At 64.7% G+C, this 23,669-nt stretch carries 23 protein-coding genes; 16 read left to right on the plus strand and 7 right to left on the minus strand.

Annotated features, from left to right (window positions below):
* The first annotated feature begins 72 nt into the window (after positions 1-72).
* Positions 73-1,305 carry a bifunctional glycosyltransferase family 2/GtrA family protein gene (locus CLV47_RS11745; protein ID WP_106349241.1) on the plus strand — a complete coding sequence of 411 codons (1,233 nt, stop codon included), beginning with the start codon at positions 73-75 and terminating at the stop codon, positions 1,303-1,305.
* A 12-nt stretch (positions 1,306-1,317) separates the two neighbouring features.
* On the opposite strand, the gene CLV47_RS11750 is transcribed toward CLV47_RS11745, so the two are convergent.
* Complete coding sequence (locus CLV47_RS11750; protein WP_106349242.1) at positions 1,318-1,761, minus strand: hypothetical protein; 444 nt, start codon at positions 1,759-1,761, stop codon at positions 1,318-1,320.
* A 153-nt stretch (positions 1,762-1,914) separates the two neighbouring features.
* On the opposite strand from CLV47_RS11750, the gene CLV47_RS11755 reads away from it, so the two are divergent.
* The 9 genes from CLV47_RS11755 to CLV47_RS11800 all read left to right on the plus strand — a co-directional run bounded on the left by CLV47_RS11755 (position 1,915) and on the right by CLV47_RS11800 (position 11,329).
* Positions 1,915-2,688, plus strand: coding sequence for an SDR family oxidoreductase (locus tag CLV47_RS11755; protein ID WP_106349243.1), 774 nt, complete (start codon positions 1,915-1,917; stop codon positions 2,686-2,688).
* 213 nt (positions 2,689-2,901) lie between these two features.
* Positions 2,902-4,161, plus strand: a complete 1,260-nt coding sequence (locus CLV47_RS11760) for an ABC transporter substrate-binding protein (RefSeq protein WP_170111050.1) — start codon at positions 2,902-2,904, stop codon at positions 4,159-4,161.
* A gap of 73 nt (positions 4,162-4,234) precedes the next feature.
* Entirely contained in the window at positions 4,235-4,837 is a 603-nt protein-coding gene (locus CLV47_RS11765) for an ArsR/SmtB family transcription factor (RefSeq protein ID WP_106349245.1), read from the plus strand.
* A gap of 194 nt (positions 4,838-5,031) precedes the next feature.
* Positions 5,032-8,313 carry a S41 family peptidase gene (locus CLV47_RS11770; RefSeq protein ID WP_106349246.1) on the plus strand — a complete coding sequence of 1,094 codons (3,282 nt, stop codon included), beginning with the start codon at positions 5,032-5,034 and terminating at the stop codon, positions 8,311-8,313.
* Positions 8,314-8,361: 48 nt separating this feature from the next.
* Positions 8,362-9,582, plus strand: coding sequence for a multidrug effflux MFS transporter (locus CLV47_RS11775; RefSeq protein ID WP_106349247.1), 1,221 nt, complete (start codon positions 8,362-8,364; stop codon positions 9,580-9,582).
* Between the two features lie 230 nt (positions 9,583-9,812).
* Positions 9,813-10,166: an ArsR/SmtB family transcription factor gene (locus CLV47_RS11785; RefSeq protein WP_106349249.1), complete on the plus strand. Its 354-nt coding sequence runs from the start codon at positions 9,813-9,815 to the stop codon at positions 10,164-10,166.
* Positions 10,159-10,593, plus strand: coding sequence for an SRPBCC family protein (locus CLV47_RS11790; protein WP_106349250.1), 435 nt, complete (start codon positions 10,159-10,161; stop codon positions 10,591-10,593). The genes CLV47_RS11785 and CLV47_RS11790 overlap by 8 nt, the downstream gene beginning before the upstream one ends.
* A gap of 36 nt (positions 10,594-10,629) precedes the next feature.
* Positions 10,630-10,989, plus strand: a complete 360-nt coding sequence (locus tag CLV47_RS11795) for a nuclear transport factor 2 family protein (protein ID WP_106349251.1) — start codon at positions 10,630-10,632, stop codon at positions 10,987-10,989.
* On the plus strand, positions 10,982-11,329 hold the full coding sequence (locus CLV47_RS11800) for a TfoX/Sxy family protein (protein WP_106349252.1): 348 nt from the start codon (positions 10,982-10,984) through the stop codon (positions 11,327-11,329). Before CLV47_RS11795 ends, CLV47_RS11800 begins: the two co-directional genes overlap by 8 nt.
* Positions 11,330-11,392: 63 nt before the next feature.
* Here the strand turns inward: CLV47_RS11800 and CLV47_RS11805 are convergent, their stop codons facing one another.
* Together CLV47_RS11805 and CLV47_RS11810 are read right to left on the minus strand one after the other, a co-directional pair.
* On the minus strand, positions 11,393-13,345 hold the full coding sequence (locus CLV47_RS11805; RefSeq protein ID WP_106349253.1) for an FtsX-like permease family protein: 1,953 nt from the start codon (positions 13,343-13,345) through the stop codon (positions 11,393-11,395).
* A complete protein-coding gene (locus CLV47_RS11810; protein WP_106349254.1) occupies positions 13,342-14,124 on the minus strand; it encodes an ABC transporter ATP-binding protein in 783 nt (260 codons plus the stop codon). Before CLV47_RS11810 ends, CLV47_RS11805 begins: the two co-directional genes overlap by 4 nt.
* A gap of 164 nt (positions 14,125-14,288) precedes the next feature.
* Between CLV47_RS11810 and CLV47_RS11815 the strand changes: the two genes are divergently transcribed.
* Positions 14,289-14,639 carry a carboxymuconolactone decarboxylase family protein gene (locus CLV47_RS11815; RefSeq protein WP_106349255.1) on the plus strand — a complete coding sequence of 117 codons (351 nt, stop codon included), beginning with the start codon at positions 14,289-14,291 and terminating at the stop codon, positions 14,637-14,639.
* On the opposite strand, the gene CLV47_RS11820 is transcribed toward CLV47_RS11815, so the two are convergent.
* Complete coding sequence (locus tag CLV47_RS11820; RefSeq protein WP_106349256.1) at positions 14,575-14,988, minus strand: response regulator; 414 nt, start codon at positions 14,986-14,988, stop codon at positions 14,575-14,577. The two genes, CLV47_RS11815 and CLV47_RS11820, sit on opposite strands and share 65 nt — an antisense overlap.
* Complete coding sequence (locus CLV47_RS11825; protein WP_106349257.1) at positions 14,985-16,199, minus strand: sensor histidine kinase; 1,215 nt, start codon at positions 16,197-16,199, stop codon at positions 14,985-14,987. The genes CLV47_RS11820 and CLV47_RS11825 overlap by 4 nt, the downstream gene beginning before the upstream one ends.
* Positions 16,200-16,265: 66 nt before the next feature.
* Here CLV47_RS11825 and CLV47_RS11830 point away from each other — a divergent pair, with 66 nt between their 5' ends.
* The 3 genes from CLV47_RS11830 (at position 16,266) to CLV47_RS11840 (ending at position 20,486) form a co-directional block, all read left to right on the plus strand.
* Positions 16,266-16,661 carry a DUF5318 family protein gene (locus tag CLV47_RS11830; RefSeq protein ID WP_106349258.1) on the plus strand — a complete coding sequence of 132 codons (396 nt, stop codon included), beginning with the start codon at positions 16,266-16,268 and terminating at the stop codon, positions 16,659-16,661.
* 67 nt (positions 16,662-16,728) lie between these two features.
* Positions 16,729-18,924 (plus strand): transglycosylase domain-containing protein, encoded by a 2,196-nt coding sequence (locus CLV47_RS11835; RefSeq protein WP_106349259.1) that lies wholly within the window; start codon positions 16,729-16,731, stop codon positions 18,922-18,924.
* Positions 18,925-18,989: 65 nt separating this feature from the next.
* Entirely contained in the window at positions 18,990-20,486 is a 1,497-nt protein-coding gene (locus CLV47_RS11840) for a glycosyltransferase family 87 protein (protein WP_146135372.1), read from the plus strand.
* On the opposite strand, the gene CLV47_RS11845 is transcribed toward CLV47_RS11840, so the two are convergent.
* Together CLV47_RS11845 and CLV47_RS11850 are read right to left on the minus strand one after the other, a co-directional pair.
* Entirely contained in the window at positions 20,462-21,256 is a 795-nt protein-coding gene (locus CLV47_RS11845; RefSeq protein ID WP_106349261.1) for a deoxyribonuclease IV, read from the minus strand. The two genes, CLV47_RS11840 and CLV47_RS11845, sit on opposite strands and share 25 nt — an antisense overlap.
* A 146-nt stretch (positions 21,257-21,402) precedes the next feature.
* Positions 21,403-21,828: an MmcQ/YjbR family DNA-binding protein gene (locus CLV47_RS11850; protein ID WP_238145409.1), complete on the minus strand. Its 426-nt coding sequence runs from the start codon at positions 21,826-21,828 to the stop codon at positions 21,403-21,405.
* A gap of 310 nt (positions 21,829-22,138) precedes the next feature.
* Between CLV47_RS11850 and CLV47_RS11855 the strand changes: the two genes are divergently transcribed.
* Together CLV47_RS11855 and pip are read left to right on the plus strand one after the other, a co-directional pair.
* Positions 22,139-22,591 carry a nitroreductase family deazaflavin-dependent oxidoreductase gene (locus CLV47_RS11855; RefSeq protein ID WP_106349263.1) on the plus strand — a complete coding sequence of 151 codons (453 nt, stop codon included), beginning with the start codon at positions 22,139-22,141 and terminating at the stop codon, positions 22,589-22,591.
* A gap of 90 nt (positions 22,592-22,681) precedes the next feature.
* Entirely contained in the window at positions 22,682-23,659 is a 978-nt protein-coding gene (gene pip, locus CLV47_RS11860) for a prolyl aminopeptidase (RefSeq protein ID WP_106349264.1), read from the plus strand.
* Positions 23,660-23,669: the final 10 nt, after the last annotated feature.

Genomic DNA, 23,669 nt, shown 5'->3' on the forward strand with positions numbered 1-23,669 from the left:
CGACGACACACTACGACATCCGGACAGGTCGATTAAAGGTTCAGTTCAGGTTGACGGAGCATGATACGAACTATGACGACGCAACCAGTTAATGCTTCCTTGGCCCTTGACACCCCCACCGCGGTTGTCGATCTCGATCTGGTAATCCCGGTGTACAACGAGCAGAAGGACCTCGCTGCCGCCGTACGCCGACTGCACGACTACGCCACGAGCAATCTCGCGCACTCGTTCCGGATCACCGTTGCCGATAACGCAAGCACTGACGACACCTGGCAGATCGCCACCGCCCTCGCGGAGGAGTTCGCTGAAGTGTCGGCGTATCACCTCGATGCGAAGGGTCGTGGCCGAGCTCTTCGTGCGGTCTGGTCGCAATCGAACGCCGCCGTACAGGTCTACATGGACGTCGACCTCTCGACAGGGCTGAATGCGCTTCCCGCGCTAGTGGCCCCGCTGCTGTCGGGTCACTCGCAAATCGCCATCGGGACCAGGCTCGCCGGCACCTCAAACGTCGTGCGCGGCCCCAAACGCGAACTCATCTCGCGCTCGTACAACTTCATCCTTCGCCGGACGCTCGGCGTACATTTCAGCGACGCTCAGTGCGGGTTCAAGGCGATCCGGCGGGATGCGGCCGCGGCGCTGTTACCCCTGGTCAAGGACACCGCATGGTTCTTCGACACCGAGCTGCTGGTGCTCGCCGAACGGTCTGGGATGCGCATTCACGAGGTGCCCGTCGACTGGATCGATGATCCAGAATCGACGGTGCATATCCGGTCGACTGCGATCGAAGACCTCAAAGGGATCGCGCGCATGCAGCGGTCGCTACGACGCGATGCCGGTGCGCTACAACGGATCCGTGAGGATTTCAGCCCGCCGATTACAGCGCAGCCACCGTCCAGCGGGATCGTCGGTCAGTTGGTGAAGTTCGCGGGTATCGGCGTACTCAGCACTATCGCGTATGCGTTCATATTCCTTGCGATGAAGTCGTTTGAGTCCTCGCAAGTCGCCAACTTCAGTGCGTTGCTCATCACTGCGATCGGCAATACCGCACTCAACCGGCGGTTTACGTTCGGGGTCCGGGGCCGCGTGTCAGCCGGACGCCACCAGCTCCAGGGACTTGGCGTGTTCATGGTGGGCTGGGCGATCACCAGCGCCGCGTTGTTCCTGTTGCACCGCTTCGATCCGGCACCGAGTCCGATTGTCGAGGTCGGCATACTGACGGTCGCAAACGGACTGGCGACGGTAGCGCGGTTTGTGCTCATGCGCGGTTGGGTCTTCAAAAAACGACCAACGCTGCCCGTGGGTTAGAGCGCTGGCGAACTAGGACTGCTGCTGACCAAACTGAGGCGGAGTTCCCGGTGACTGCGGACGCTGGCCTGGAGCCGGCGGCTGAGCACCCTGCTGAGGCGCGCCCGGCTGACCGAACTGGGGAGGCTGCTGCGCGGCGAAGCCCGGCTGTCCCTGCGGTGCCCCGAATCCGGGCTGGCCTTGCTGCGGTGCGCCGTACTGCTGCTGACCGTACTGCTGCTGACCGTAAGGCTGCTGGGTACGGTGTGCGTCCTCGAGCGCGGCCTTCTTGGCCTTCTTCTGCTTCTCCATCATCATGCCGCCGACGATGAGTCCTACGCCAACGATCCCGATGATGATCCCGGCGACCGGCTGAGCGTCGTACAGGAACTCGGTGAGCGAGAACGTGTAGTCGAAGGAGTAAAGGATTGCCGATCCAAAGCCATAAAGGACCAGGATGATGCCGATGCCAGCCATGTAAATCCGTTTCGTCGTGAGGGGGCGTGCGCAGCCGCTTGGGGTCGGCCACCGATACAGTGACGCACGGTATCGACATCCGGATCCGGCTATCACGAAAAAAAGATCCCGGATTGTCGAACTTCACGTGAATCCCACGAAGGAGCAGCGGTCATGGATCTTGGAATCAAGGGGAAAACGGCACTGGTGTGTGCCTCGACCGGCGGACTCGGCGCGGCAACGGCACGAGCGCTCGCCGCGGATGGCGCCCAGGTCGTGTTCAGCGGCCGGCGCGGCGAGACCGCGGCTGCTGAGGCGGCGGCGTACCCCGGCTGCGTCGGCATCGAGGCCGACCTGAGCAGCGTCGATGGCGCGCGCAAGCTGTATGACGCGGCGGTCACCGAGGTGGGTCAGATCGACATCCTCGTGCTCAACGGGCCCGGCCCGCGGCCCGGTACCGCGAGCAAGGTCGACGCAGAAGACCTGACCATCGCTTTCACCTCCTTGATGCTGGTGCAGCAGAGCCTCATCGAAGCCGCGCTACCGCACATGCGTGAGCAAAAGTGGGGCCGGATCCTGTCGATCGCGTCCAGCGGCGTCGTCGCGCCGATCACCGGACTGGCGCTGTCGAACGTCGGCCGGATGGCGCTGGCCGGTTACCTCAAGGCGTTGTCCAACGAGGTCGCCGCGGAGGGCATCACCGTCAACATGTTGTTGCCGGGGCGGATCGCCACCGACCGGCTGATCTCCCTCGACAACAATGCAGCCGAGCAGAGTGGTAAGTCGGTCGAACAGATCCGTGCCGCCGGCGCCAAATCCATCCCGACCGGACGGTATGGCGATCCTGCCGAGTTCGGCGCGGTCGGCGCATTCCTGTGCAGCGCGCAGGCGTCGTACGTCAACGGCATCGCGATGCGCTGCGACGGCGGGCTGGTCAGCACTCTCTGACGGTCTCGTCTGGCAGATCCTGCAACTGGTGAGCGGAATGGGCGCGTGGCGCACGCGTGCCCGCATGGTGGTCACGAGCGTGTCTCGTTTTGGCGACGAAAACACACTGGTTCAATACACCCTAGATATATTCTACATTCTTCGGTTAATTTGACGTAAGTGTGCCGTAGGGCACGCGTAAAGACAGTAGACCAATGGATGGGGAACGTCAGTATGGGGACAAAAGTTCGGGTGCTCGTGACCGGTATGGTCGCGTGCTCGCTAGCCTTCGCCGGGTGTAGCACCAAGGGCGGTAACTCTGGGGAGGCCAAAACGGGCTCGGGCGGTCTTAAGACCGACTTCGGCATCACAGATGACACCATTACGCTTGGCAACTTGACCGACACCTCCGGTGTATTCAAAGACATCGGGCTTGCGATCTCCGCCGGTCACGAGATCTGGGCCAAAGAGCTCAACGCCGCAGGTGGAATCTGTGGCCGGCAGATCAAGATCGAGACCAAGGACACCGGTTACGCCGCCGACAAGGCCGTGCCGCTGTACGCCGCGATGAGCGGCAAGGTGGCGGCCATGATTCAGATCATCGGGTCGCCGGTGGTTGCCGCGCTCAAGGACAGCCTGGTCAGCGACAAGATGGTGACGATTCCGGCCACTCAGGCGGCGACCAACCTCGACATCCCGGGCATGATGATGGTCGGTCCGACCTACGACGTCGAGATCATCAACGGGCTGTCCTACCTCCAGAAGCAGGGCCTGATTAAGGATGGCCAGAAGTTCGGCCACATCTACATCGAAGGTGAATACGGGACAAGCGGGTTCAACGGCTCGTCGTACTACGCAAAGAAGCACAACCAGACGATCGTCCCGGTCAAGATCGGTTCCGGTGACAACGACATGTCCGCCGCGGTCACGCAACTCAAGAGCCAGAACGTCGATGCGGTCATCATGACCTCCACCGGCAATCAGCTCAGCTCGGCTGCGACTCAGATGGCGGCTCAGGGCATGGGCGCGCTGCCGCTTCTCGGTAGCAACCCCACCTGGTCCCCGAAGCTCGTCAATACGCCCGCGGTTCCTGCCCTTGGCAACTACTACCGCTCGGTCGGTATTGCGCCGTACGGCGCAGATGTGCCTTTGGTGACCAAGATCAACGCGGCGTACGAGGCCGATTTCACCGAGCCGCCCGAGGACCACGTCAACACCGGCTACGCGTTCGGGCTCGTTCTTCAGGCGGTCCTGGAACAGGGCTGCAAGGACAAGGACATGACCCGCGCACACCTGGTCGATCTCTCGACCAAGGTCAAGGTCGACACCGAGGGGATCACGGCGCCGCTGGACTACTCCAAGTCAGGCAAGCCCTCGACCACCTCGACGTACATCGAGATGATGGATCCGGCCGCGCCCGGCGGGATGAAGGTCGTGGCTGACCTCGCGGCTGCTCCCGAAGCGAAGGACTACAAGAGCCCGCTTCAGAAGTAATTCGCACCTCATACATGGCACGCGCACTGTTCGTTTTCTATGAATAGTGCGCGTGCTGTGTTGGAATAAGGCAATGACCTCACCGCTTCGATCCGATGCGCAGGCCGCCAGGGACGTCGTTATCTTCAAAGCACTGGCTAATGCCGTCCGACTCCAAATCGTTTCGATTGTGGCTGCGGCGCCCGAGGGGCAGGTGAGTGCCGGCCACATCGTCGACCAGTTTGCGCTGTCTCAGCCGACGATCAGCCACCATCTGAAGGTGCTGCGCGATGCCGGCGTACTCACCGCGCACAAGACGTCGACCTTCGTGTTCTATCGCTTTACTCCGCAGGTGCGGCAGGCCGTGTCGGGCCTGATCCCGGCCGAGCCTGTCGCGCAGCCGCCTGCGCAGATGCCAAGACCGGTGCGTCGATCGCCCACTCCGCGCCATGCGGATATCGACGGCGTGCCGATTAGGTCTCGCCCGACCGAGATCGCGCCCTCCGAGATCGCGCCGGCCGAGATCGCGCCGGCCGAGTGCGATGCGCCCAAGGTGAAGGTGCCGGCATCGGACAAACCGGGCAAGACACAGAAGCAGGCGAAGGCAGACAAAGTGGGCAAGCCCGGCAAGTCTGGCAAGCCGGAGAAGTCTGGCAAGTCCGGCAAGAAAAAGCGCGGCAAGAAGAAAAAGAAGTAGAACGCCGGTCACGGGAACACGGCTCTGGACTGCTCGGGTGGTGCGGGCCCAACCAAAGTAAATCGTACAAATGTGCCAGTCCGCATCGTTCTCCGGAGTTCCTTGCTGCGTAACGTCACATATGTACTGGGTTGGGCTTGTTGGCCGGGCGACCACTGAGCGACCTGCGGCCGAGGCGATAGCATCTGTCGATCATGGCTACCGACTCGTATCTTCGATTTCCCCATATCAGCAACGACCGCGTCGTCTTCGTCGCGGAAGACGATCTCTGGCTCACCGACACCTCCGGTGGGCGTGCCTATCGGCTGACCGCCGAGCAGACCCCGATCCGGTCACCGCGTATCTCCCCGGACGGCACGAAGGTCGCCTGGACCCCGCTTCGCGATGGCGCGCAGGAGGTTTACGTCCAGTCGATCGATGGCGGCAGCGCGACCAGGCTTACCTACTGGGGACAGGACCGCACGGTTGTGCGTGGTTGGCTGTCGGACAGCGAGATCCTCGTCTTGTCAACAAAGGGCGAGGCCGATCGCTCCCGAATCTTCGCGTACGCCGTACCCGTCGATGGCACGCCGTCGCGGCCGCTGCCGTACGGCTGGGCGCACGACATTGCTCTCGGGCCAGACAAAGGCGCGCTACTGTCCAGCTCGACGACCGTGGAACCGGCATGGTGGAAGCGCTATCGCGGCGGTACGGCGGCGCAGTTGTGGCTGGACTCGAAGGGGGACGGGCAGTTCACCCGGATTTTCGAGGACCTGCCGTCCAGTCTCGTCAGCCCGCTGTGGACGAAAACCGGGCGCGCGCAACGCATCGGTTTCGTCTCCGATCACGAGGACCGCGGCCAGATCTACAGTGCCCCACTGCAACGCGGCACGGCCAAGAGCGCGCAGCTGGTGCGGCACACCAACCACGACTTCTACGCCCGGCATGCCAGCAGTGACGGCACCCAGATCGTCTACGTCGCCGGCGGTTCGCTGTGGAGGCTGCCGTCGCTGGATGAGAGCGTCGTACCAGTGGAGATCGACGTACGACTCGGTGGCGCGCGCTCGTCGACGCAGCCCGTCGTACTCGACCTCGGCGGCGTCGTCTCGGACATCAGCCCCGACAAGACCGGCCGCGCCTCCGTTGTGGCGGCCCGCGGTTCGGTGCATTGGCTGCCGCACCGGGACGGTCCTGCGCGGGTGCTGGCCGAAGGCTCCGACGTACGCCGACGCCGACCGATCGTGCTCGGCGACGGCGCCCGCGTGGTGTGGGTGACGGACGCGGACGGCGACGATGCGTTGCAGATCGTCGACGCGGGAGCGGACGAGTCTCCCAAGACGCTGGTGCGAGCCGGACAGCTCGGCCGGGTGACCGAGCTCGTCGGTTCTCCTGACGGCAAGCGGCTCGCGGTCGCCAGCCACGACGGTCGCCTGCTGGCCATCGACGTACCGGCCAAGATATCGCGAGCCGTGCGGCCCAAGGAGATCGCCAAGAGCGTGAACGGCGACCTCGGTGACCTCGCATTCTCGCCGGACTCGCGGTGGCTCGCCTGGTCGCATCCCGGTGGGGAGTCGCTGGCCCAGATCAGGCTGGTGCAGCTCGGTACGCCGCGGGCAACACCGATCGACGTCACCGCGCCACGGTTCAACGACTTCTCGCCGACTTTTACCAGCGACGGCAAGCATCTGGCGTTCTTGTCCTACCGCAGCTTCGACCCGATCTACGACTCGTACGTCTTCGACCTGTCGTTTCCCGGTGGTTGCCGGCCATATCTGGTGCCACTCGCGGCCGATACGCCGTCGCCGTTCGACGCCCGCGTCGGCGGACGGGCGCTGGACCCCGAGACCGACGAGGTCGACGACTCCGAGTCGACCGTCGCCGCGCCGCGCAAGACCACCCACGTGGCGAAGGCCGATACGACGGACGCGGTCAAGATCCCGCAGACCACGGTCGACGTCGACGGGCTGGACCAACGGATCGTGCCGTTCCCGGTCGAGGCCGGGCGCAATGGTTATCTGCAAAGCGTCCAGGGTGGCGCGATTTGGATGAGCTATCCGCTGACTGGCGAGCTTGGTGAGGACTTGGCGCCGGTCACGGACGAGCCGGCGCGACCCTCATTGCAGCATCTCGATCTTGCTACCGGCAAGGTGCAGACACTGCTCGATGCGGTTGACTCGGTGGCCGTCACCGGCGACGGCGCGCGCATTGTCGTGTACGCCGACCAGGGACTGCGAGTGCAACCGAGCAACCGCAAGGTCGAGGCTGACAGCCCCGACAACCTTGAGGTCGACCTCAGCCGGGCCCGGGTGCAGATCGACCCCAAGAAGCAGTGGGCCCAGATGTACGCCGAGGCCTGGCGGCTGATGCGCGACAACTACTGGCGTGCCGACATGGGCGGCGTCGACTGGCAGGGCGCGTTCGACCGATACCAGCCGCTGCTGGAACGGCTCGGCTCGCACGACGAGCTCGTCGACCTCATCTGGGAGCTGCAGGGCGAGCTCGGCTCGTCGCACGCCTACGTCACGCCTCGCGCCACGATGTCCGACCCGGTACGCCGGCAAGGCCTACTCGGCGCCGACATCTCCTACCGGGCAGGCAAATGGGTGATCGACCGGATCGTCCCGGGAGAGTCCTCGGCGCGCTACGCGCGCTCGCCGTTGCTGGCCGCCGGTGTCGGCGCGAAACCGGGTGATGCGATTACCGAAGTCGCGGGTCGCCCGACGGCGATCGACGTATCGCCGGCGTCTCTGTTGCTGGGGATGGCCGGCAAGCCGGTGGAAATCACGCTGCAACCCAAGGGCAGGGGAGCGCGCCCGAGGCGTGTAGTCGTCACGCCGATTGGCGAGGAGTTCAGCCTCCGCTACCAAGACTGGGTCAACGACCGGCGCCGCTACGTGCACGACAAGACCGGCGGCAAGGTCGGCTACCTGCACGTGCCGGACATGGTGTCGGCCGGTTGGGCGCAACTGCACCGCGACCTGCGCACCGAGATTGGCCGGGACGCTGTCGTCGTCGACGTACGAGGCAACCGCGGCGGGCACACCTCGCAGTTGATCATCGAGAAGCTGGCCCGCACGATCGTGGGTTGGGACATCAGCCGCGGCTACGAGCCGTACTCGTACCCGGTCGACGCGCGCCGCGGTCCGATGGTCGCAGTCACCGACATGCACGCCGGATCGGACGGCGACATCGTTACCGCCGCGATCCGCTCTCTCGGGCTCGGCCCGGTCATCGGCACCCGCACCTGGGGCGGTGTCGTCGGCATCGACGGTCGCTACTCGCTCGTCGACGGTACGTCGGTGACGCAGCCGCGTTACGCGTTCTGGTTTGAGAAGTTCGGCTGGTCGGTCGAGAACTACGGCGTCGACCCGGACATCGAGGTGCCGGTCGCGCCGCAGGATCTGGTGGCCCGCAACGACGTACAGCTCGATTTCGCGATCGACCTCGTACTGAAGGAGCTCAAGAAGACCCCCGCCAAAACCGCTCCGTCGATCTAACTACTACCCGGGGCCCGGTGGTTGTTAGTAGTGCGAAACAATCACCACATGCCTTTAGCCGTCATTGCGCTCTTAGGGGCGTTGTCGGCCGTCGGTCCGTTCGCGCTCGACCTCTACTTGCCGGCGTTGCCGCAGCTCGCCAACGACTTGGGTATTGGCGCGTCGCAGGCGCAGCTTTCGCTGACTGCGTGCATGGTCGGCCTGGCGTGCGGCCAACTGGTCACCGGCATCTTCAGTGATGCATTCGGTCGCCGCAAGCCGCTGATGATCGGGATCTCGCTGTTCATGGTGTTCTCGGCGGCCTGTGTTGTCGCGCCAAACATCTGGCTATTGATCGCTTTCCGGTTTCTTCAGGGCCTCGGCGGGGGTGCCGGCGTTGTGATCGCGCGCGCGGTGATTCGTGACCGTTGCGTGGGCGAGCAGATGGTCAAGATGCTCACGACCGTGATGATGCTGCTCGGTCTTGCGCCCATCGCGGCGCCGCTCGCGGGCGGCCTGCTCACCCAGATCACCAACTGGCGCGGCATCTTCGTCGTACTGTCGATTATTGCGGCCTGCATGCTCGCCGGGGCGCTCTTCTTGCCCGAGACGCTGCATGTCGATAATCGGCGCAGCGGCGGTGCCGCGCCGATCCTCAATGACTTCAAGGCGATCCTCAAAGACCCCTCATGGCGATACGGAGCAGGGGCGGTCGCATTTGTCTGCGGAACCGTCTTCGTCTACATCTCAGGCTCGTCGTTCATCCTGCAGGACATTTACGGCTTCACCCCGGTCCAGTACGCCGTGTTCTTCGCGTGCAACGGGACCGGTTTCATCATCTTCAGCCAGCTCAACCGGCTCACGAGATTCTGGACCCCGACGCAACGGCAGACGATCGCGATCGGTGGCGTCGTCGCCTCGACGTTGCTTCTTGCCGCCGCGGCGCTGCTGCCGTCCCACCCGCTGTGGCTGGTCCTGCCCGGTTTCTTCCTCACGACTTCCTCGCACGGCTTCGGCTCGCCAAACGGGATCGCGATCGCGATGCAGAACCACGGCAAGCGCGCAGGGTCCGCGTCGGCGTTGCAGGGCCTCACGCAGTTCGCGGTCGGCGCGCTCGCCGTACCTTTCGCGGGCGAGTCCGTCGGCTCGGTCGCAACGGCGATCGGTGTCATGTCGCTGATCGCGGTGGTCTTCCGCGTCACGTCCGGCAGGCACGCCGCGCGCGATACGACGAAAGCGGAGGTCGTGACGGCCGCGCCCGCCGAGGCTCCGGAAGGCGCACCGACCTAACCCCGGCGATCCGTCACGAAAGTCCGCTCGTCCGTCGCGAATGTCCCGCCGTCCGTCGCGAATGTCCCGCCGTCCGTCACGAATGTCCCGCCGTCCGTCGCGAATGTCCCGCCGTCCGTCACGAATGTCCCGCCGTCCGTCACGAAACTCTTCGAATCACTTGTACTCATGAACATGAGTACAAGTGGGCGCTTGTGATAAGGTTGCGCTAGCCGACCGAGGGGATAGTGATGAGCGCTGAACCAGCCGCCGGCGCCGACCTCGACCTCGACCTCGACCTCGACCTGCGTGCGCTGGCCGATGCGAACCGGCGCAAGATCCTCGCCGCAATCCGTGTTGAACCGCGTGCGGTGGGCTTCATCGCCGAGCGGGTCGGACTGTCGCAACAGACGACATCGCATCATCTCGGCGTACTGCGCGCTGCCGGACTGGCCGCGAGCACCCGCGAAGGAACGCGTCACTTGTACGCCGTCAAAGCCGACGGATTGGCAGCGGTGCGTTCGTACTTGGACGATTTTTGGCCCACGAAGCTTTCGGCCCTCAAGGCCGCGGTCGAATCGCGGGAACTGGGCCGTCATGGCTGACTACACGAGTTCGATCGACATCGACGCGCCCCCGGCTGCGGTCTTCGAGTATCTGACCACTGAGGCAGGAATGACGGCCTGGATGGGCCAGTACGCCGAACTCGATCCGCGCCCCGGTGGAGGCTTTGCTGTCGACATCGCCGGTTACCCGATCAGGGGCCGATATTTGTACGTCGAGCCACCCACGCGCGTGATCGTCTCATGGGGAATCGCTGGAAATGCTGATCTACCGGCGGGCGCCTCCACGGTCGAGTTCCGGCTCACCGCCATCGAATGCGGCACGCGAGTCCACTTGACCCACTCAGACCTTCCCGAGACCGAGGTGGAGGGCCACACCGACGGCTGGCAGCACTTCCTGCAACGGCTGCGCACTGCGGCATCAGGTGGAGACGCCGGCCCCGACCACTGGCGACCGATCCGCGGCTGAAGCCGCAGCCAATGACTGTCAACGAAGGAGCACTTCATGGCGCAGACAACCGCATACGACATCGTGCAGGACTATCACCGGGCGTGGACCACCGGAGACATCGATCGGGCCATGAACCGGGTCGCCGACAACATCACCTGCCGCGCACCGGGAGTTGACCTCAGCGGCAAAGAGGCCTACCGCCAGTTCATCGCTGGTTTTGCGCCTGCCCTGACCGGTCTGTCCGACATCGCTCAATTTAATGACGGGGACCGCGTGGCGCTGTTTTACTACCCACAGACCGCGGCGACTAGTACGGCGCCGGCCGCCGAGTGTTTCACTGTCCACGACGGGAAGATCACCGAAAGCGTTCTCATCTTCGACCGCCTCTCCTTCGGCCCGCCTGCCGATGCGTAACCAGTACGCCCCGCAGTCTGATCTGGTCGAACGTCTGCGCGCACTGCTCGCCGATGAGTCGTCGACACGAGAGGTACCGATGTTCGGCGGCCGGTCGTTCATGGTTAGGAACAAGATGGTCGCCAGCGCACGGAAACGCGGTGCCCTGCTGGTCCGTGTCGATGCCGAACGGCACGACGAACTGACCCGTTTGCCTGGAGCGTCGCAGGCGGAGATGGGGACCGGCAGGACGATGGGACCCGGTTGGATCTCGGTATCGGCCGAATCGATTACGAGTGATGAGCAGCTGTCCTTTTGGTTAGGTGTTGCCATTGACTACAACGGGAGAAGTGCGAAGTAAGCCGCTGGCGACGCAGTCAGGCCTCGCGCTCACGCATACTCATCGACCTCGCCTAGATCACGGTTAAGCGGTGGCGAGCGCGGTGACCGGAGCGACGCGGGCCGCCTTGCGGGCCGGCATGACCGAGGCCAGTACGCCGCCGGCCAGCGCCAGTACGACGACCACACCCATCTGCAGCCACGGGATAGCCACGACCAGGCCGAGTTCTTGAACGGCGGACGCAGCCCCGGCCAGCCCGAAGCCGATACCGAGTACGACGCCGATCGTCGTACCGACCAGTGCCAGGAGCAGTCCTTCGGCCATGAGCATGCCGCGCATCTGACTGCGCTGCAGGCCAAGTGCGCGCATCAGACCCGACTCGCGGGTGCGCTCGATGACCGACAGGGCGAGCGTATTGGCGATACCGACGACCGCGATGACGGCGGCGACCGCCAGCATCGACGACGCAACCGTGGTCATAACGTCGAGAACGCTGCTCAGCGACTTGCGCTCGTCGCCGGACATGTCGACCTGCTGGAGCACGGTCGCGCGTGCCGACGCGGCAGCGACCTGAAGCGTGACGATGAGCCCCACACCGACGATCAGTGCGGTAGCGGTGCTGGTGGCGCGGGCGGGATGGCGCAGGACATTGGCCACCGCCATCTTGCCCGGTGTACCCGACGCGCGGAACGGTCCACCCAGCAGGCGAGTCATCGGTGCAACTATCAGCTGCGCACCAAGGAGAATCCCGATGACGGTCACTATTCCGCCGCCGGTCGCGATCACCAGTTGACCCGTCCAAGCGCCCAATAACAGCGGCACGAGGCCGAGGATCGTGAGGACGAACGAGACGACCTTGCGGGTGGTGCTCAGCTGCTTGCCGCCGACCGAAGCCTCGACCGGGCGCAGCGCCGCGATGGGCGCGATACCCATGATTCGGGCGGAAGGGGCTAGGGCAGCCAGCACGGTCACGACGACTCCCACGACGAGCGCGAAGCCGAGACCGAGAGGTGAGAGCCGGATCCCAGCGTCCGTGAGCCCGGTGAGGTGTGCGCCAATGACCGCAATGCCGACGCCGAGACCGGTGCCGAGCACCGAGCCGACCACGCCGATCGCGGTCGCTTCGATCAGCACCTGGCGGCGTACCTGCGCACTTGTCGCGCCAACTAGCCGCTGTAGTGCGATTTGTTGACGACGCTGAGTGAGCAGGATTGTGAACGTGTTAGCGATGACGATCGCGGCGACGGCCAGCGCGATCGCGGCGAACACCCCGAGGATCGTCGAGATGACCGTGGTTCCTCCCGAGGCCTGCTGTACGGCGTCCTGCCGCGCGGTGTCACCGGTCACGACGGTCGCGTCCGAGCCGAGTTGCGTCTTCAGATGGGTGACCGCCGCGTCGGCCGACGCCCCGTCCGCCAGCTGCGCGATGTACTTCGTCGTAGTCAGCTCGTGGTTGTCGAGGAAGAAGGCCGCGGTGACATACGACGTACCTCGATCGGCCGCGAGCAGTCCCGAATCCGCTTTGGTGATGCCGACGACCTTCAGCGTGATGGGCGCCGCGCCCTCGCCATACGGCTTGATCGCGAACTGGTCGCCGACGTGCAACCCGCGGGCTTTCGCCGTGCCCGGGTCGAGCGTGACCTGCGCTGCGTCCTTGGGCCACGCGCCCGCCGACAGTTCGGTGGTGCGCAAGCTTGCGGCTCCAGGGTCGCTTTCTACCCGCATCGTGGCCGCGCTGTCATCCACGATGTCGAAGAAGCCCAACCCGATCATCGCCGACGCGCTCACGGACGGGTCATCGCGCAGAGCCTGACCTGCCTTGTCGACGGCAGCCGGATCGTCGGTTTCCATGCTGACCACGACATCCGCTGGCGCCAGCGGTTGAGCGACGGCGCGTTCGATAGCGGCGCCGGCGGTGGAGCCGAAGACCGCGGCCGCCGAGGCAAAAGCGGTTCCGATGGCAATCGCGACGAGTACGGCGACCAGCCGCGTCGGTCGATGTTTGAGCTCGGCCCAGGCTGTTTTGAGCATGCTCATGCCCCCAGTCCGCGCATCGCGTCGAGTACGTCGTCGGACGTCGGCTTCTCGATCTGGCCGACCAGCTGGCCATCGGACAGCAACACCACGCGGTCGGCGTACGTCGCAGCGATCGGGTCGTGTGTGACCATCACGATGGTTTGTCCGCCCTCGCGGGAGGCCGTGCGCAGAATGTCGAGGAGGTTCTGCCCGGACCTGGTGTCGAGCGCGCCAGTGGGTTCGTCGGCGAAGATGACGTCCGGCGACGTGATCAGGGCCCGCGCGATCGCGACTCGCTGCTGTTGGCCGCCTGACAACTGGCTGGGCAGGTGATCGAGCCGTCCTTCGATGCCAAGCCGGCGCGCGGCGAAGTCGAGCCGTGACTTGTCGATCTTCTTGCCGGCCAGTTCGATCGGCAGCACGATGTTCTGCCGAGCGGTGAGGGTGGGCAGCAGGTTGAAGGACTGGAAGATGAAGCCGATGTGGTCGCGGCGCAGCTCGGTGACCTGGCGGTCGCGCAGCGTCGTGATCTCGCGGCCACCGATCTCGATTGAGCCCTGGTCGACGGTGTCCAGGCCAGCCAAGCAATGCATCAGCGTCGACTTGCCTGAACCGGACGGACCCATGATCGCGGTAAAGGAGCCCTGACCGAAGGCGATGCTGACGTTGTCGACGGCTACGACGCGGCCCTGACCGTCGCCGTACACCTTGCTCACATCGCGGGCGCTGACCGCCGCCAGCGTCCGGCCGCCGATCGGGGCTTGAGGGGGATCTTGCAGGGCGCGTGCCTCGCTCGGCATGGTGAAATTTCCTTACGTCGTAGGTTTTCGTCGAACTCTTACGAGGCTAGGAAAACGTCCAGGTCGGGCACATCGGAGCGACGTCTCGACCTTGTGGGTACGGCGTACGACGAGAGTCTGATCCGGCCTGGTCGTGGGTACGACCACGGTCGTAGAGTCACGGCATGACTGCTTATCACGATCACTCGGACATGAAGCATCTCAAGGACCTCAAGGAGAACGCTCCGCGCGAGTTCGCGGCGTGGCTCGCGCTGGACAACATCGTGGGCATTGAGGACGGCGCTATCCCGCGCAAGTACCGCGAATTGATTGCACTCGCGGCAGCGCACGTGACCCAGTGCCCTTACTGCCTCGATGCGCACACGGCCAATGCCGTCAAGGTCGGTGCGACGAAGCAAGAGGTCGCCGAGACCGGCCTCATCGCGGCGGCGTTGCGTGCCGGTGCCGGAGCTACGCATGCGGCATTGGTGATGAAGATGTACGACGAGCACGCCGAGAAGGCCAACAAGTCCTAGCCCGACACGCTACGTAAGCAGGCGCCCCTTTGAGGATGAACCCCGCGGCGCCGGCGCGCAGTGCCGCGTGTAAATGCTCGTCGGTGTCAAACGTCGTTAGGATCAGCACCTTGGGCGCGCGGTCGCCGAACTCCTCTAGCACCTGCTCGGTCGCGGAGATCCCGTCGACGCGCGGCATCCGGATGTCCATCAACACGACGTCGGCCGGCACGCGACGAAGTTGTGCGACGACCGCCTCGCCGTCTCCGACTTCGCCGACGACTCGCATATCGTCTTGCGATTCGATGACCATAGCCAGCCCGCCGCGGACAAGCGCCTGGTCGTCGACCAGTAGTACGCCGATGCTCATCTATCAACTCCTGTTCGGGTCAGCGGGAACACCGCCGACACACTAAAGCCGCCACCGACCCGCGGACCGGCCCGCAGCGTCGCGCCGTACTGCTGGGCACGCTCACGCATGCCGGTAATCCCGTTGCCCAGACCGTCGTTACCCGGAGCGTTACTCGCTGCGGCGGAGCCGCGCCCATCGTCGTCGACGCGTACCGAAAGTACGTCGCCCGCCACCTCAAGGCAGATCGTCACGGCGGCGGACGGTCCCGCATGCTTGATGACGTTGGTCAGCGCCTCCTGCACGATCCGGTAGGTCGCAAGCTGTAGGCCGAGAGGCGCGAGCTCGAGCTGCCCGGTCCGGCGTACGTCGATCACGAGCCCGGTCGCGCGCACCTTGGCAATCATGGAGTCGAGGTCGGCGAGTGACCGTGTCGGATGAAGGTCGGCGCTCGGGTCCGAAGCGCTGGCGCGCAACGCCGCGACCCGACCGCGGATCTCACCGAGCGCGTCGCGGCTGGTGTCGGCGATCTGTGCGAGCACGGTCGCGGCAACCTCCGGACGCTTCTCGACGGCCATCACCGCGCCGTCGGCTTGACTGACGATGACGGCCAGGGTGTGCGCGATGATGTCGTGAGTCTCGGCGGCGAGCTGGGCGCGTTCACGGGCGACCGCGATCGTGGTCGACTGCTCGCGCTCGACCTCCATCAGTCGGTTGCGTTCGGCGAGCGAGGCGACCTCGGCGAGGTGGGTCTCGCGCTTCGTCCGCTGGTGCAGGCCGACCAGGAAGGCGACCAGTACGACGGCGAAACACGCGATGCCGTTGAGTGGATCGGCGTTACGCCATGCGTACAGCGGCGCGAGGATCGATCCGACGAGGCCGGCGCCGAGCGAAAACCACCACAGCGGACGCGGCCCGTACTTCACTGCGGCGTGGACGACGATCGGTACGGCGATGATCGACGCCAGCGGATCGAACGCCGTCTGCTCGTGCCAGAACGCCACCGAGATCAAGCACACGATGACGGTGGCGATGACGACGTACGCCGGAAACCGGCGCCGGAAATACAGCGGCGCGAGCATCAGAAAGGACATCAGCGGCGCCGCCCACGATGTACCGCTGCCCGCGGCGAACAGGTAAGCACCGACGATCGGGACGATCAAAATGGTTGCGAGTACGGCGTCGCCAGCCCAGGTGTGCCGGTCGAACCACCGAAAAATGCGCGAACCCATGCTCGGAACTCTAGGCGTTAACCCGGATCAAAGTCGCCGGCAAGGCATGCGCAGTACCCTGGTTGGGTGATCCAACGGGCATTTGTCGACTACACCTTCCAGCGCCGCGCCGCGTTGGCCGACCTGCGCGCCGGCAGGCGGGGCCAGACCGAGGTGTGCGACGCGCATCCCTACTTGGTGCGGGCGGCGAGATACCACGGTGACAAGACCGATCGGCCGTGCCCGGTGTGCCGGGTGGAAAACGTCACGCTGGTGCATTACGTGTACGGCGACCAGTGGAAAGTTGGATCAGGTCAGGCCAAGACAGCGCGGCAGATTGCATCTATGGCGGCCCGAGTGTCAGAGTTCAGCGTGTACGTCGTTGAGGTGTGTACGACTTGTGATTGGAACCACCTGATCGAGTCTTTTGTCACCGGCGTACCGGCAGACCCGGATACTGGTAAGCGACGCGTTCGTAAGTAGCGTCGGCTAATCAGGAATGTGGGAGGAGCGCGGTTGATTTTCGGGATGAGACGGTGGTGGGGTAGCGGTGTTCGCTAATACCTTCCGCAAGCCGCAGCGCCCGTACAGCCGCAGTTTCAAGATCACCCGAGTCATCGTGCTCGCGCTGGCGGTCATTACGTTTGTCGGTGCCGGCCTCATCGGGTACGCGTACAAGGCAATCGACGTGCCGCGCCCCGAGGACCTGTCCACCAGCCAGGTCTCCACGATCTACTACAACGACGGTACGACGGAGATGGCCAGGCTCGGCCAGGAAAACCGCACGATCGTCCCCCTGAGCGCGGTGCCCGATCACGTGCAGAAGGCCGTGCTGTCCGCCGAAAACCGCAGCTTCTACACCGACCCCGGCTTCTCGCCGAGCGGGATTCTGCGCGCGGTCTGGCTCAACCTCACGACCAGCGAGACACCGGGTGGTTCGACGATCACCCAGCAGTACGTGAAGAACGCCTACCTCAGTGACGCGAAGACGCTCAGTCGCAAGTTCAAAGAGCTCATCATGTCGGTGAAGCTCGAGCAGGAATACACCAAGGACCAGATCCTCGGCTACTACCTCAACACGATCTACTTCGGGCGTGGCGCGTACGGGATAGAAGCAGCCTCCGAGGTGTACTTCGGTAAGCCCGTCCAACAACTGACTGTCTCCGAGGGCGCGGTATTGGCCTCGAGTATCCGCAGCCCCGCCGGCTACGACCCGCAGAACCATCCCGAGGCCGCGAAGGCGCGGTGGGACTATGTGATGAGTGGGCTGAAGGAGAAGGGCTGGATCACCTCGGCGCAGGCCAAAGAGGCGGCGTACCCGCAGGTGCTGCCGATCGGACCGGGCAAGCTCAACCAGCTGAATGGGCCCGAAGGCGTCATCGTCAACCGGGTGAAGAACGAGTTGGCCGCACTGGGGTACGACGAAGACAAGGTCTACAGCGAAGGTCTCAAGGTCACCACCACGATCTCGCCGGCGTACCAGAGCCAAGCGGTGGCGGCGGTACAGCAACAGCTCGAAGGGCAGCCGCAAAACCTGATCCCCGCTCTGGTGTCGGTCGATCCGACCAGCGGCGCGATCGTCGCGTACTACGGCAACTCGCAGGGCACCGGGTTTGACTACGCCGGCCGCGGCTATCGCCAGCCTGGCTCGTCGTTCAAGCCATTCGTGCTCGCGACGGCACTGGAAAACGGTTACGCCGACAGCACGTTGCGCGACGGCTCGTCGCCGCAGTACTTCCCAGACCGCACGCAACCGGTGCGCAACTCTGGTGGCTCGGGCTGTAGCTCCTGCTCGCTCAAGACGGCGATCACGCACTCCTACAACACGACGTTCTATGGGCTGACCTACGACCTCGGCGGCGCGAAGGTGGCCGCGATGGCGCACCTGCTCGGCATCGCGCCGAAGCGGATCGACACCGGTACCCCGACTCTTCAGGAGACGGACGGAACGGTCGCCTCAGGTATCGGAATCGGCCAGTACGAGGTCACCGTCAAGGACATGGCGTCGGCGTTCGCGACCTTCGCCGATGACGGGGTCTACAACGCGCCGTACATGGTCCAGAAGATCACCAACGCTGCCGGCAAGGTTCTCTACGAGCACAAGAATGCGGGCAAACAAGTCATTTCGCCGGACGTCGCCAACGACGTGACGTACGCGCTCGACGACGTGGCGAGCTACTCGCACGACTCGCTGGCCAAGGGTCGTCCGAGCGCCACGAAGACCGGGACCGTGCAGCTCGGCGACGAAAACAACAAGGACGCCTGGATGGTCGGCTACACGCCGAAGCAGCTCAGCACGGCAGTCTGGATCGGTACCGACGCCTCGGATCCGATCCTGACGTCGGCCGGCAAGATCATCTACGGCGCAGGCATCCCAGGGAAGATTTGGCAGCAATACATGGATGCCGCGCTGGACGGCAAGCCGGTCGAAAAGCTGCCCAACAAGGCGGTCATCAAGGCCACGAAGGGGAGCTCGGGCGGATCGAGTAGTTCGGGTAACTCCGGTAATTCGGGCAACTCGGGTGGATCGACCCCGTCGACCGAACCGTCGAGCCCGCCGGCAGGTTCGACTACCCCGACGACTCCTCCGACCACGCCGCCGACCACCCCGACTACGCCCCCGACGACTCCTCCGACCACGCCACCGCCGGCTTCGTCATCTTCATCGCCGTCGACGCCGCCCGCAAGCCCGCCGACGAAACCTCCTGGTCAGCTCGTTCCCGGCCTCCTCGGCCCTGGGGGCTAGCGTTCGATGCAGTCGATCGCTGGCGGACGGCAGGTGTGAGCGAGCCGCACGAGAGGTCGCCACGCGTGATTCCGACCTGGGAAGATCCCGTTGCCCGCGCGGCGAGCACGATCATTGGCGGCCCATGGGGCAAACACGCCGAGGTCGGCAAGGCGCGGTTCTTCACGCCGTTGCGGATCCTGCTGGCCTTCGCGACCCTGACGCTGCTGTTCGCGTGGGTGAAGGAACGCCCGTGCGCCTACGATCCGTGGACTAACAACACGCAGCTCACTCACATGTGCTACTCCGATGTCGCGGCGCTGTGGCACACCGACGGGCTCGACGCCAACGCCACGCCGTACTTCGACTACAACCCGGGAGAGCACCCGGCCGACCCAAGTAACCCGTCGTACCCGGGAGCCGTGCAAGCCCCCGTGCTGACCGGCGCCGTCATGTATATCGCCAACGCCATCGCCGCACCGGTTAATGCGCTGTCGGGGTCGATTTTTGACAAGGGCCGTGCGCTCTCCGGCTATGAGGGCTACTTCGTCGTGGCATGTCTGTTCCTTGGGCTGTGCTACTACGCGTCGGTATGGGCGACCGCGAAGACAGCGGGCCGGCGCGTCTGGGACGCGGCATTGGTCGCTCTGTCACCGTTGGTGTTCGTGCAGGCGTTCACCGACTGGACTCTTTTTGCCGTCGCGCTGACGTCGGTCGCGGTGATGTTGTGGGTACGACGACGATCCAGGCTCGCCGGGCTGTTCTTCGGGCTGGCGATCAGCGCGGCGATCTACCCGATCGTGCTTTTGATTGCGCTCGCCCTGCTCGCCTGGCGCACCGGCAGTTGGCGTCCGGCGCTGCGCGCGATCGGGGTCGCGATCGTGACTTGGCTCGTGGTCAACGTCCCGGTGATGCTCGGCGCATGGGACGGGTGGCGATTGGCATACGCCGGCGGCTGGGGGCGGGATGCCAACCCGGCGAGCTTGTGGGACATGGCTCAGCGGGCGCTGTCGAGTGAGGATCAGTTTGCCTACAGACCTCTGCTTCGCGCGGGCACCCTCGACATCCTGGTGATCGTGTCGCTCGGTGTACTGGTGGTCGCGATCGGCTGGCTGGTGCTCACCGCGCCGACGGCTCCGACGTTCGCGCAGGTTGCGTTCCTGCTCGTGGCGGCGTACCTGCTGACCAGCAAGGACTGGAGCGCTCAGTATTCGCTCTATCTGCTGCCGCTGGCGGCGCTTGCCCTCCCGGACTGGCGGGCGCTGATCCCGTGGCAGGTGACCGAGGCGGTGGTGTGGCTGATGACCATGCTGTGGCTTATCCAGCGCAATATCAACGCCCAGAACGTCGACCTGGCCGCGCACAACAAGACAACCCGGCTGCTGAGCGGCGTGGACTATCCGTGGCTCGGGTTTGCGCTGGTGGTGCGGGCGGCGGCGGTGATCGTGCTCGCCGTACTCGTCATCCGGTCGATCCGTAGCTCCCGCCCCACCGATCCGTCACGTATATCTCGCGATCCGTCACTAAATCCCGGCGATCCGTCACTGACGGCCGGTCCTCAGCCGAGATGTCCGCGGAGGTAGGCGATGTCCTGCGCCTGCTTGTCGCCCGGTGTCTCGCACACGACGGGGCAGTCCGCTGCCTTGATGACCTCGACCAACTGCTCCGGTTCGATGGTGCCCTCGCCGATCGTCGTGTGCCGGTCGCGGCTGGAGCCGAACTCGTCGCGTGAGTCGTTGCAGTGCACGAGATCAATCCGCCCGGTGATGGCCTTGATCTTCTCGACGGCGCTGACCAGGTCGATCCCGGCCGCGAAAGCGTGACAGGTATCGAGGCAAAACCCGGGTTTGTAGTCGCCGATCACGTCCCAGAGCCGGGCGATCTCATCGAGCGTGCGCGCCATGGAGTAGCTGCCGCCGGCGGTGTTTTCGATCAGGATCGGCACCTCGAAACCGCCGCGCTTCTCGGCCTCCTCAAACGCTTTGCGCCAGTTGTCGACACCTTTGGCCGGATCGTCGTCCTTCGTGACGTGTCCACCGTGTACGACGAGGCCGCGCGCGCCGACCGCCGCCGCAGCTTTCGAATGCGCGGCCAGCATCTTTCGTGACGGAATCCGGATCCGGTTGTTGGTCGAGGCGAGGTTGAGGACGTACGGCGAGTGGATGAAAACCGCGATCTTGTCGTTGTCCCACGAGTTGGCGAGCGCGTCCTGGTCGTCGCGCGGCTTCGGCGCCTTCCAGCCTTGCGGATCGGCGAGGAAGAACTGGACGACCTGGGCGTCGCGCTCCTTGCCTTCGCTTAGAGGGTCGTCGTCGAGGACGTGAGCACCGATGATGACGTTATTGCCTGACATCTGTCCAAGGCTACTAGCGGGCGCCGACAGGAAACGGTCGCGTCGTCGTACGGCGAGCGTGTGAGTCCGGCTGCTCCTGGACCGGCGCACGTCCCTCCTTGTCACGCCACCCTGCGGCGAGCATCAATGCGCGTTCTCGGGCGCTTCTAGCCGAGGCCGTGGTCGGCCAGCCAGGTGCGGGCTAGGCGGACCGGCGCGCGGGCAAGCCAGGCATCCTGAATCAGCTCGGCCAGCTCGTCGCGGCTGATCTCGCCGATCCGGCTCGCGCGCAACAGCACGGACCGATGCCCGTTGAAATGTGGTGTGGTGAAGTACGGCGACGACTCGTCCTGGACCAGCGCAAGCTTGTCCTTCTCGGACTCGACCCAGAAGACGATGACGTCGGTGTAGCGCTCGCCGGTGTCCGGGTCGACGGCGTCCGGCCGCGGCGTACGGAAAAACACGAAGGACTTCTTGCGCACCTGATAGATCGCATTGCCCGCCGGCCCAATTTCGACCGCGACACCGGGCATCGCGGATGCTAGCTCTGCGATGTCTTCGACGCGTGCCGGTTGGTCACGTTTAGCCGCCACGCCATGCAGACTACTCGCCGGCTTCGGCGCGGTCATTGCGATTTCGCTCGTTCGTAGGTATAAATGTAGCCGCGTCGCGTGCGGTCGCCGAGTAGTTAGGCGGCTTCATGGAGGCGCCCACATTTTCCGGAGGCCATTGTGAGTCAACACTTCACGCGTCTGATCTGACGCCTCCGTCGCGGCTTGAGAGCCGCGGTTCTCCGTCCTGCAACGGACCTTTTGATACGTATCGGCTGCCCGCAGCCGCCATTATTCATGCCGTTTTCCTGTCTGGCAATTACCTAAGTTTGCACTTATTCAAGGAGTTTCTATGCCCCAACCCGTACATCCGTTTGCCGCGCCCGCACCACGAATCCACGGCTTCAATCGCCCCGTTGTCGAAGAGTTCCGCGCCAACGAAGGCCGCGTCGGCGGCCCGTTCGAGGGCGGCGACCTGTTGTTGCTCACAACAGTCGGCGCAAAGACCGGCCTGGAGCAGACCTCTCCGCTGGCCTACATTCGCGATGGCGCAAGGCTTCTCGTCGTCGGTTCGGCGGGCGGGTCCCCGGCGCACCCGGCGTGGTACCGCAACATCCTTGCGCACCCGATGGTCAGGGTGGAAGTCGGGACCGAGACGTACGCCGCGGTCGCGATCCCGACTGAAGGCGACGAGCGACGCCAGCTGTTCGAGCGCATCGTCCAGACGGCGCCGGGTTTTGCCGACTATCAAGCTAAGGTCGCTCGCGCGCTTCCCGTCGTAGCCCTCGAGCGCTCGCGAGGATGACCACCGAGTTGGAGGCGCATCGAGGAGGCAACGCTAATTCCGCCATTGTCTGCAATTCCGTTCCCACCGCACTAGCCATAGACTCACCACGTGTTTCCATCATGCGAACCCACCGCGACCGGGATGCTGCCAGTAGGCAATGGGCACGAGATCTACTGGGAAGAGTCCGGTAATCCAGACGGGATTCCGGCGATCTACCTGCACGGCGGTCCGGGGAGCGGCGCGGGTAACGGCTACCGGCGGATGTTCGACCCCGCCCTCTATCGGATCATTTCGCTCGATCAGCGCGGCTGCGGGCGCAGTCGTCCGTTGGCCAACAAAGCCGGCTACGACCTCGCCGAAAACACCACGCCGCACTTGATCGCAGACATGGAGGCGGTGCGTAGGCATCTCGGCGTACGCCGGTGGCTGCTCAGTGGCGCCTCATGGGGGTCGACGCTCGCGCTCGCCTATGCGCAAGCGCATCCGGACAAGGTCCGCGGGATCGTGCTCACCGCGGTGACCACGACCAGCGCGGCCGAGGTCGAGTGGATCACCGAAACTGTAGGTCGGGTCTTCCCCGAGGCCTGGGACGAGTTCGCCGGATACGCGGCGGCGGCCGATATCGGTTACATGCCAGGCAAAGGCAGGCTTGTCGACGCCTATGCGCGACTGTTGTCCGATCCCGATCCCGACGTACGGGGCGCCGCCGCAGTGGCGTGGTGCCGATGGGAGGAGGTACACATCCAGATCGGTGCCGGCGCCAACAAGCAGCGCGACTCCCGATACGACGACCCCTCCTTCCGTCAGGTTTTCGCGACACTCGTGACCCACTATTGGAGCAACCTCGGCTTCGCGCCAGAGGGCGGGTTGATCGGCGCGATGTCCAAACTGGCAGGGATCCCCGGCGTACTCATCCACGGTCGGCGCGACATCAGTGGGCCGGTCCAGACTGCGTGGGACTTGCATAATGCCTGGCGCGGCAGTGAACTTATCGTCATCGAGGACGAAGGCCACGGCGGTGAACGGATCGCGGAAGCGTGGGCGGTCGCCACCTCACGGCTGGCCGCACATACCTCACGAGGATGAGTGCGATGTC

Source organism: Antricoccus suffuscus (genome assembly GCF_003003235.1).
In the GTDB taxonomy this organism is placed as follows: domain Bacteria; phylum Actinomycetota; class Actinomycetes; order Mycobacteriales; family Antricoccaceae; genus Antricoccus; species Antricoccus suffuscus.

Coding starts and splice junctions, on each gene's coding strand:
- CLV47_RS11745 (WP_106349241.1), top strand. CDS start 73: ATGACGACGCAACCAGTTAATGCTTCCTTGGCCCTTGACACCCCCACC.
- CLV47_RS11750 (WP_106349242.1), bottom strand. CDS start 1,761: ATGGCTGGCATCGGCATCATCCTGGTCCTTTATGGCTTTGGATCGGCA.
- CLV47_RS11755 (WP_106349243.1), top strand. CDS start 1,915: ATGGATCTTGGAATCAAGGGGAAAACGGCACTGGTGTGTGCCTCGACC.
- CLV47_RS11760 (WP_170111050.1), top strand. CDS start 2,902: ATGGGGACAAAAGTTCGGGTGCTCGTGACCGGTATGGTCGCGTGCTCG.
- CLV47_RS11765 (WP_106349245.1), top strand. CDS start 4,235: ATGACCTCACCGCTTCGATCCGATGCGCAGGCCGCCAGGGACGTCGTT.
- CLV47_RS11770 (WP_106349246.1), top strand. CDS start 5,032: ATGGCTACCGACTCGTATCTTCGATTTCCCCATATCAGCAACGACCGC.
- CLV47_RS11775 (WP_106349247.1), top strand. CDS start 8,362: ATGCCTTTAGCCGTCATTGCGCTCTTAGGGGCGTTGTCGGCCGTCGGT.
- CLV47_RS11785 (WP_106349249.1), top strand. CDS start 9,813: ATGAGCGCTGAACCAGCCGCCGGCGCCGACCTCGACCTCGACCTCGAC.
- CLV47_RS11790 (WP_106349250.1), top strand. CDS start 10,159: ATGGCTGACTACACGAGTTCGATCGACATCGACGCGCCCCCGGCTGCG.
- CLV47_RS11795 (WP_106349251.1), top strand. CDS start 10,630: ATGGCGCAGACAACCGCATACGACATCGTGCAGGACTATCACCGGGCG.
- CLV47_RS11800 (WP_106349252.1), top strand. CDS start 10,982: ATGCGTAACCAGTACGCCCCGCAGTCTGATCTGGTCGAACGTCTGCGC.
- CLV47_RS11805 (WP_106349253.1), bottom strand. CDS start 13,345: ATGAGCATGCTCAAAACAGCCTGGGCCGAGCTCAAACATCGACCGACG.
- CLV47_RS11810 (WP_106349254.1), bottom strand. CDS start 14,124: ATGCCGAGCGAGGCACGCGCCCTGCAAGATCCCCCTCAAGCCCCGATC.
- CLV47_RS11815 (WP_106349255.1), top strand. CDS start 14,289: ATGACTGCTTATCACGATCACTCGGACATGAAGCATCTCAAGGACCTC.
- CLV47_RS11820 (WP_106349256.1), bottom strand. CDS start 14,988: ATGAGCATCGGCGTACTACTGGTCGACGACCAGGCGCTTGTCCGCGGC.
- CLV47_RS11825 (WP_106349257.1), bottom strand. CDS start 16,199: ATGGGTTCGCGCATTTTTCGGTGGTTCGACCGGCACACCTGGGCTGGC.
- CLV47_RS11845 (WP_106349261.1), bottom strand. CDS start 21,256: ATGTCAGGCAATAACGTCATCATCGGTGCTCACGTCCTCGACGACGAC.
- CLV47_RS11855 (WP_106349263.1), top strand. CDS start 22,139: ATGCCCCAACCCGTACATCCGTTTGCCGCGCCCGCACCACGAATCCAC.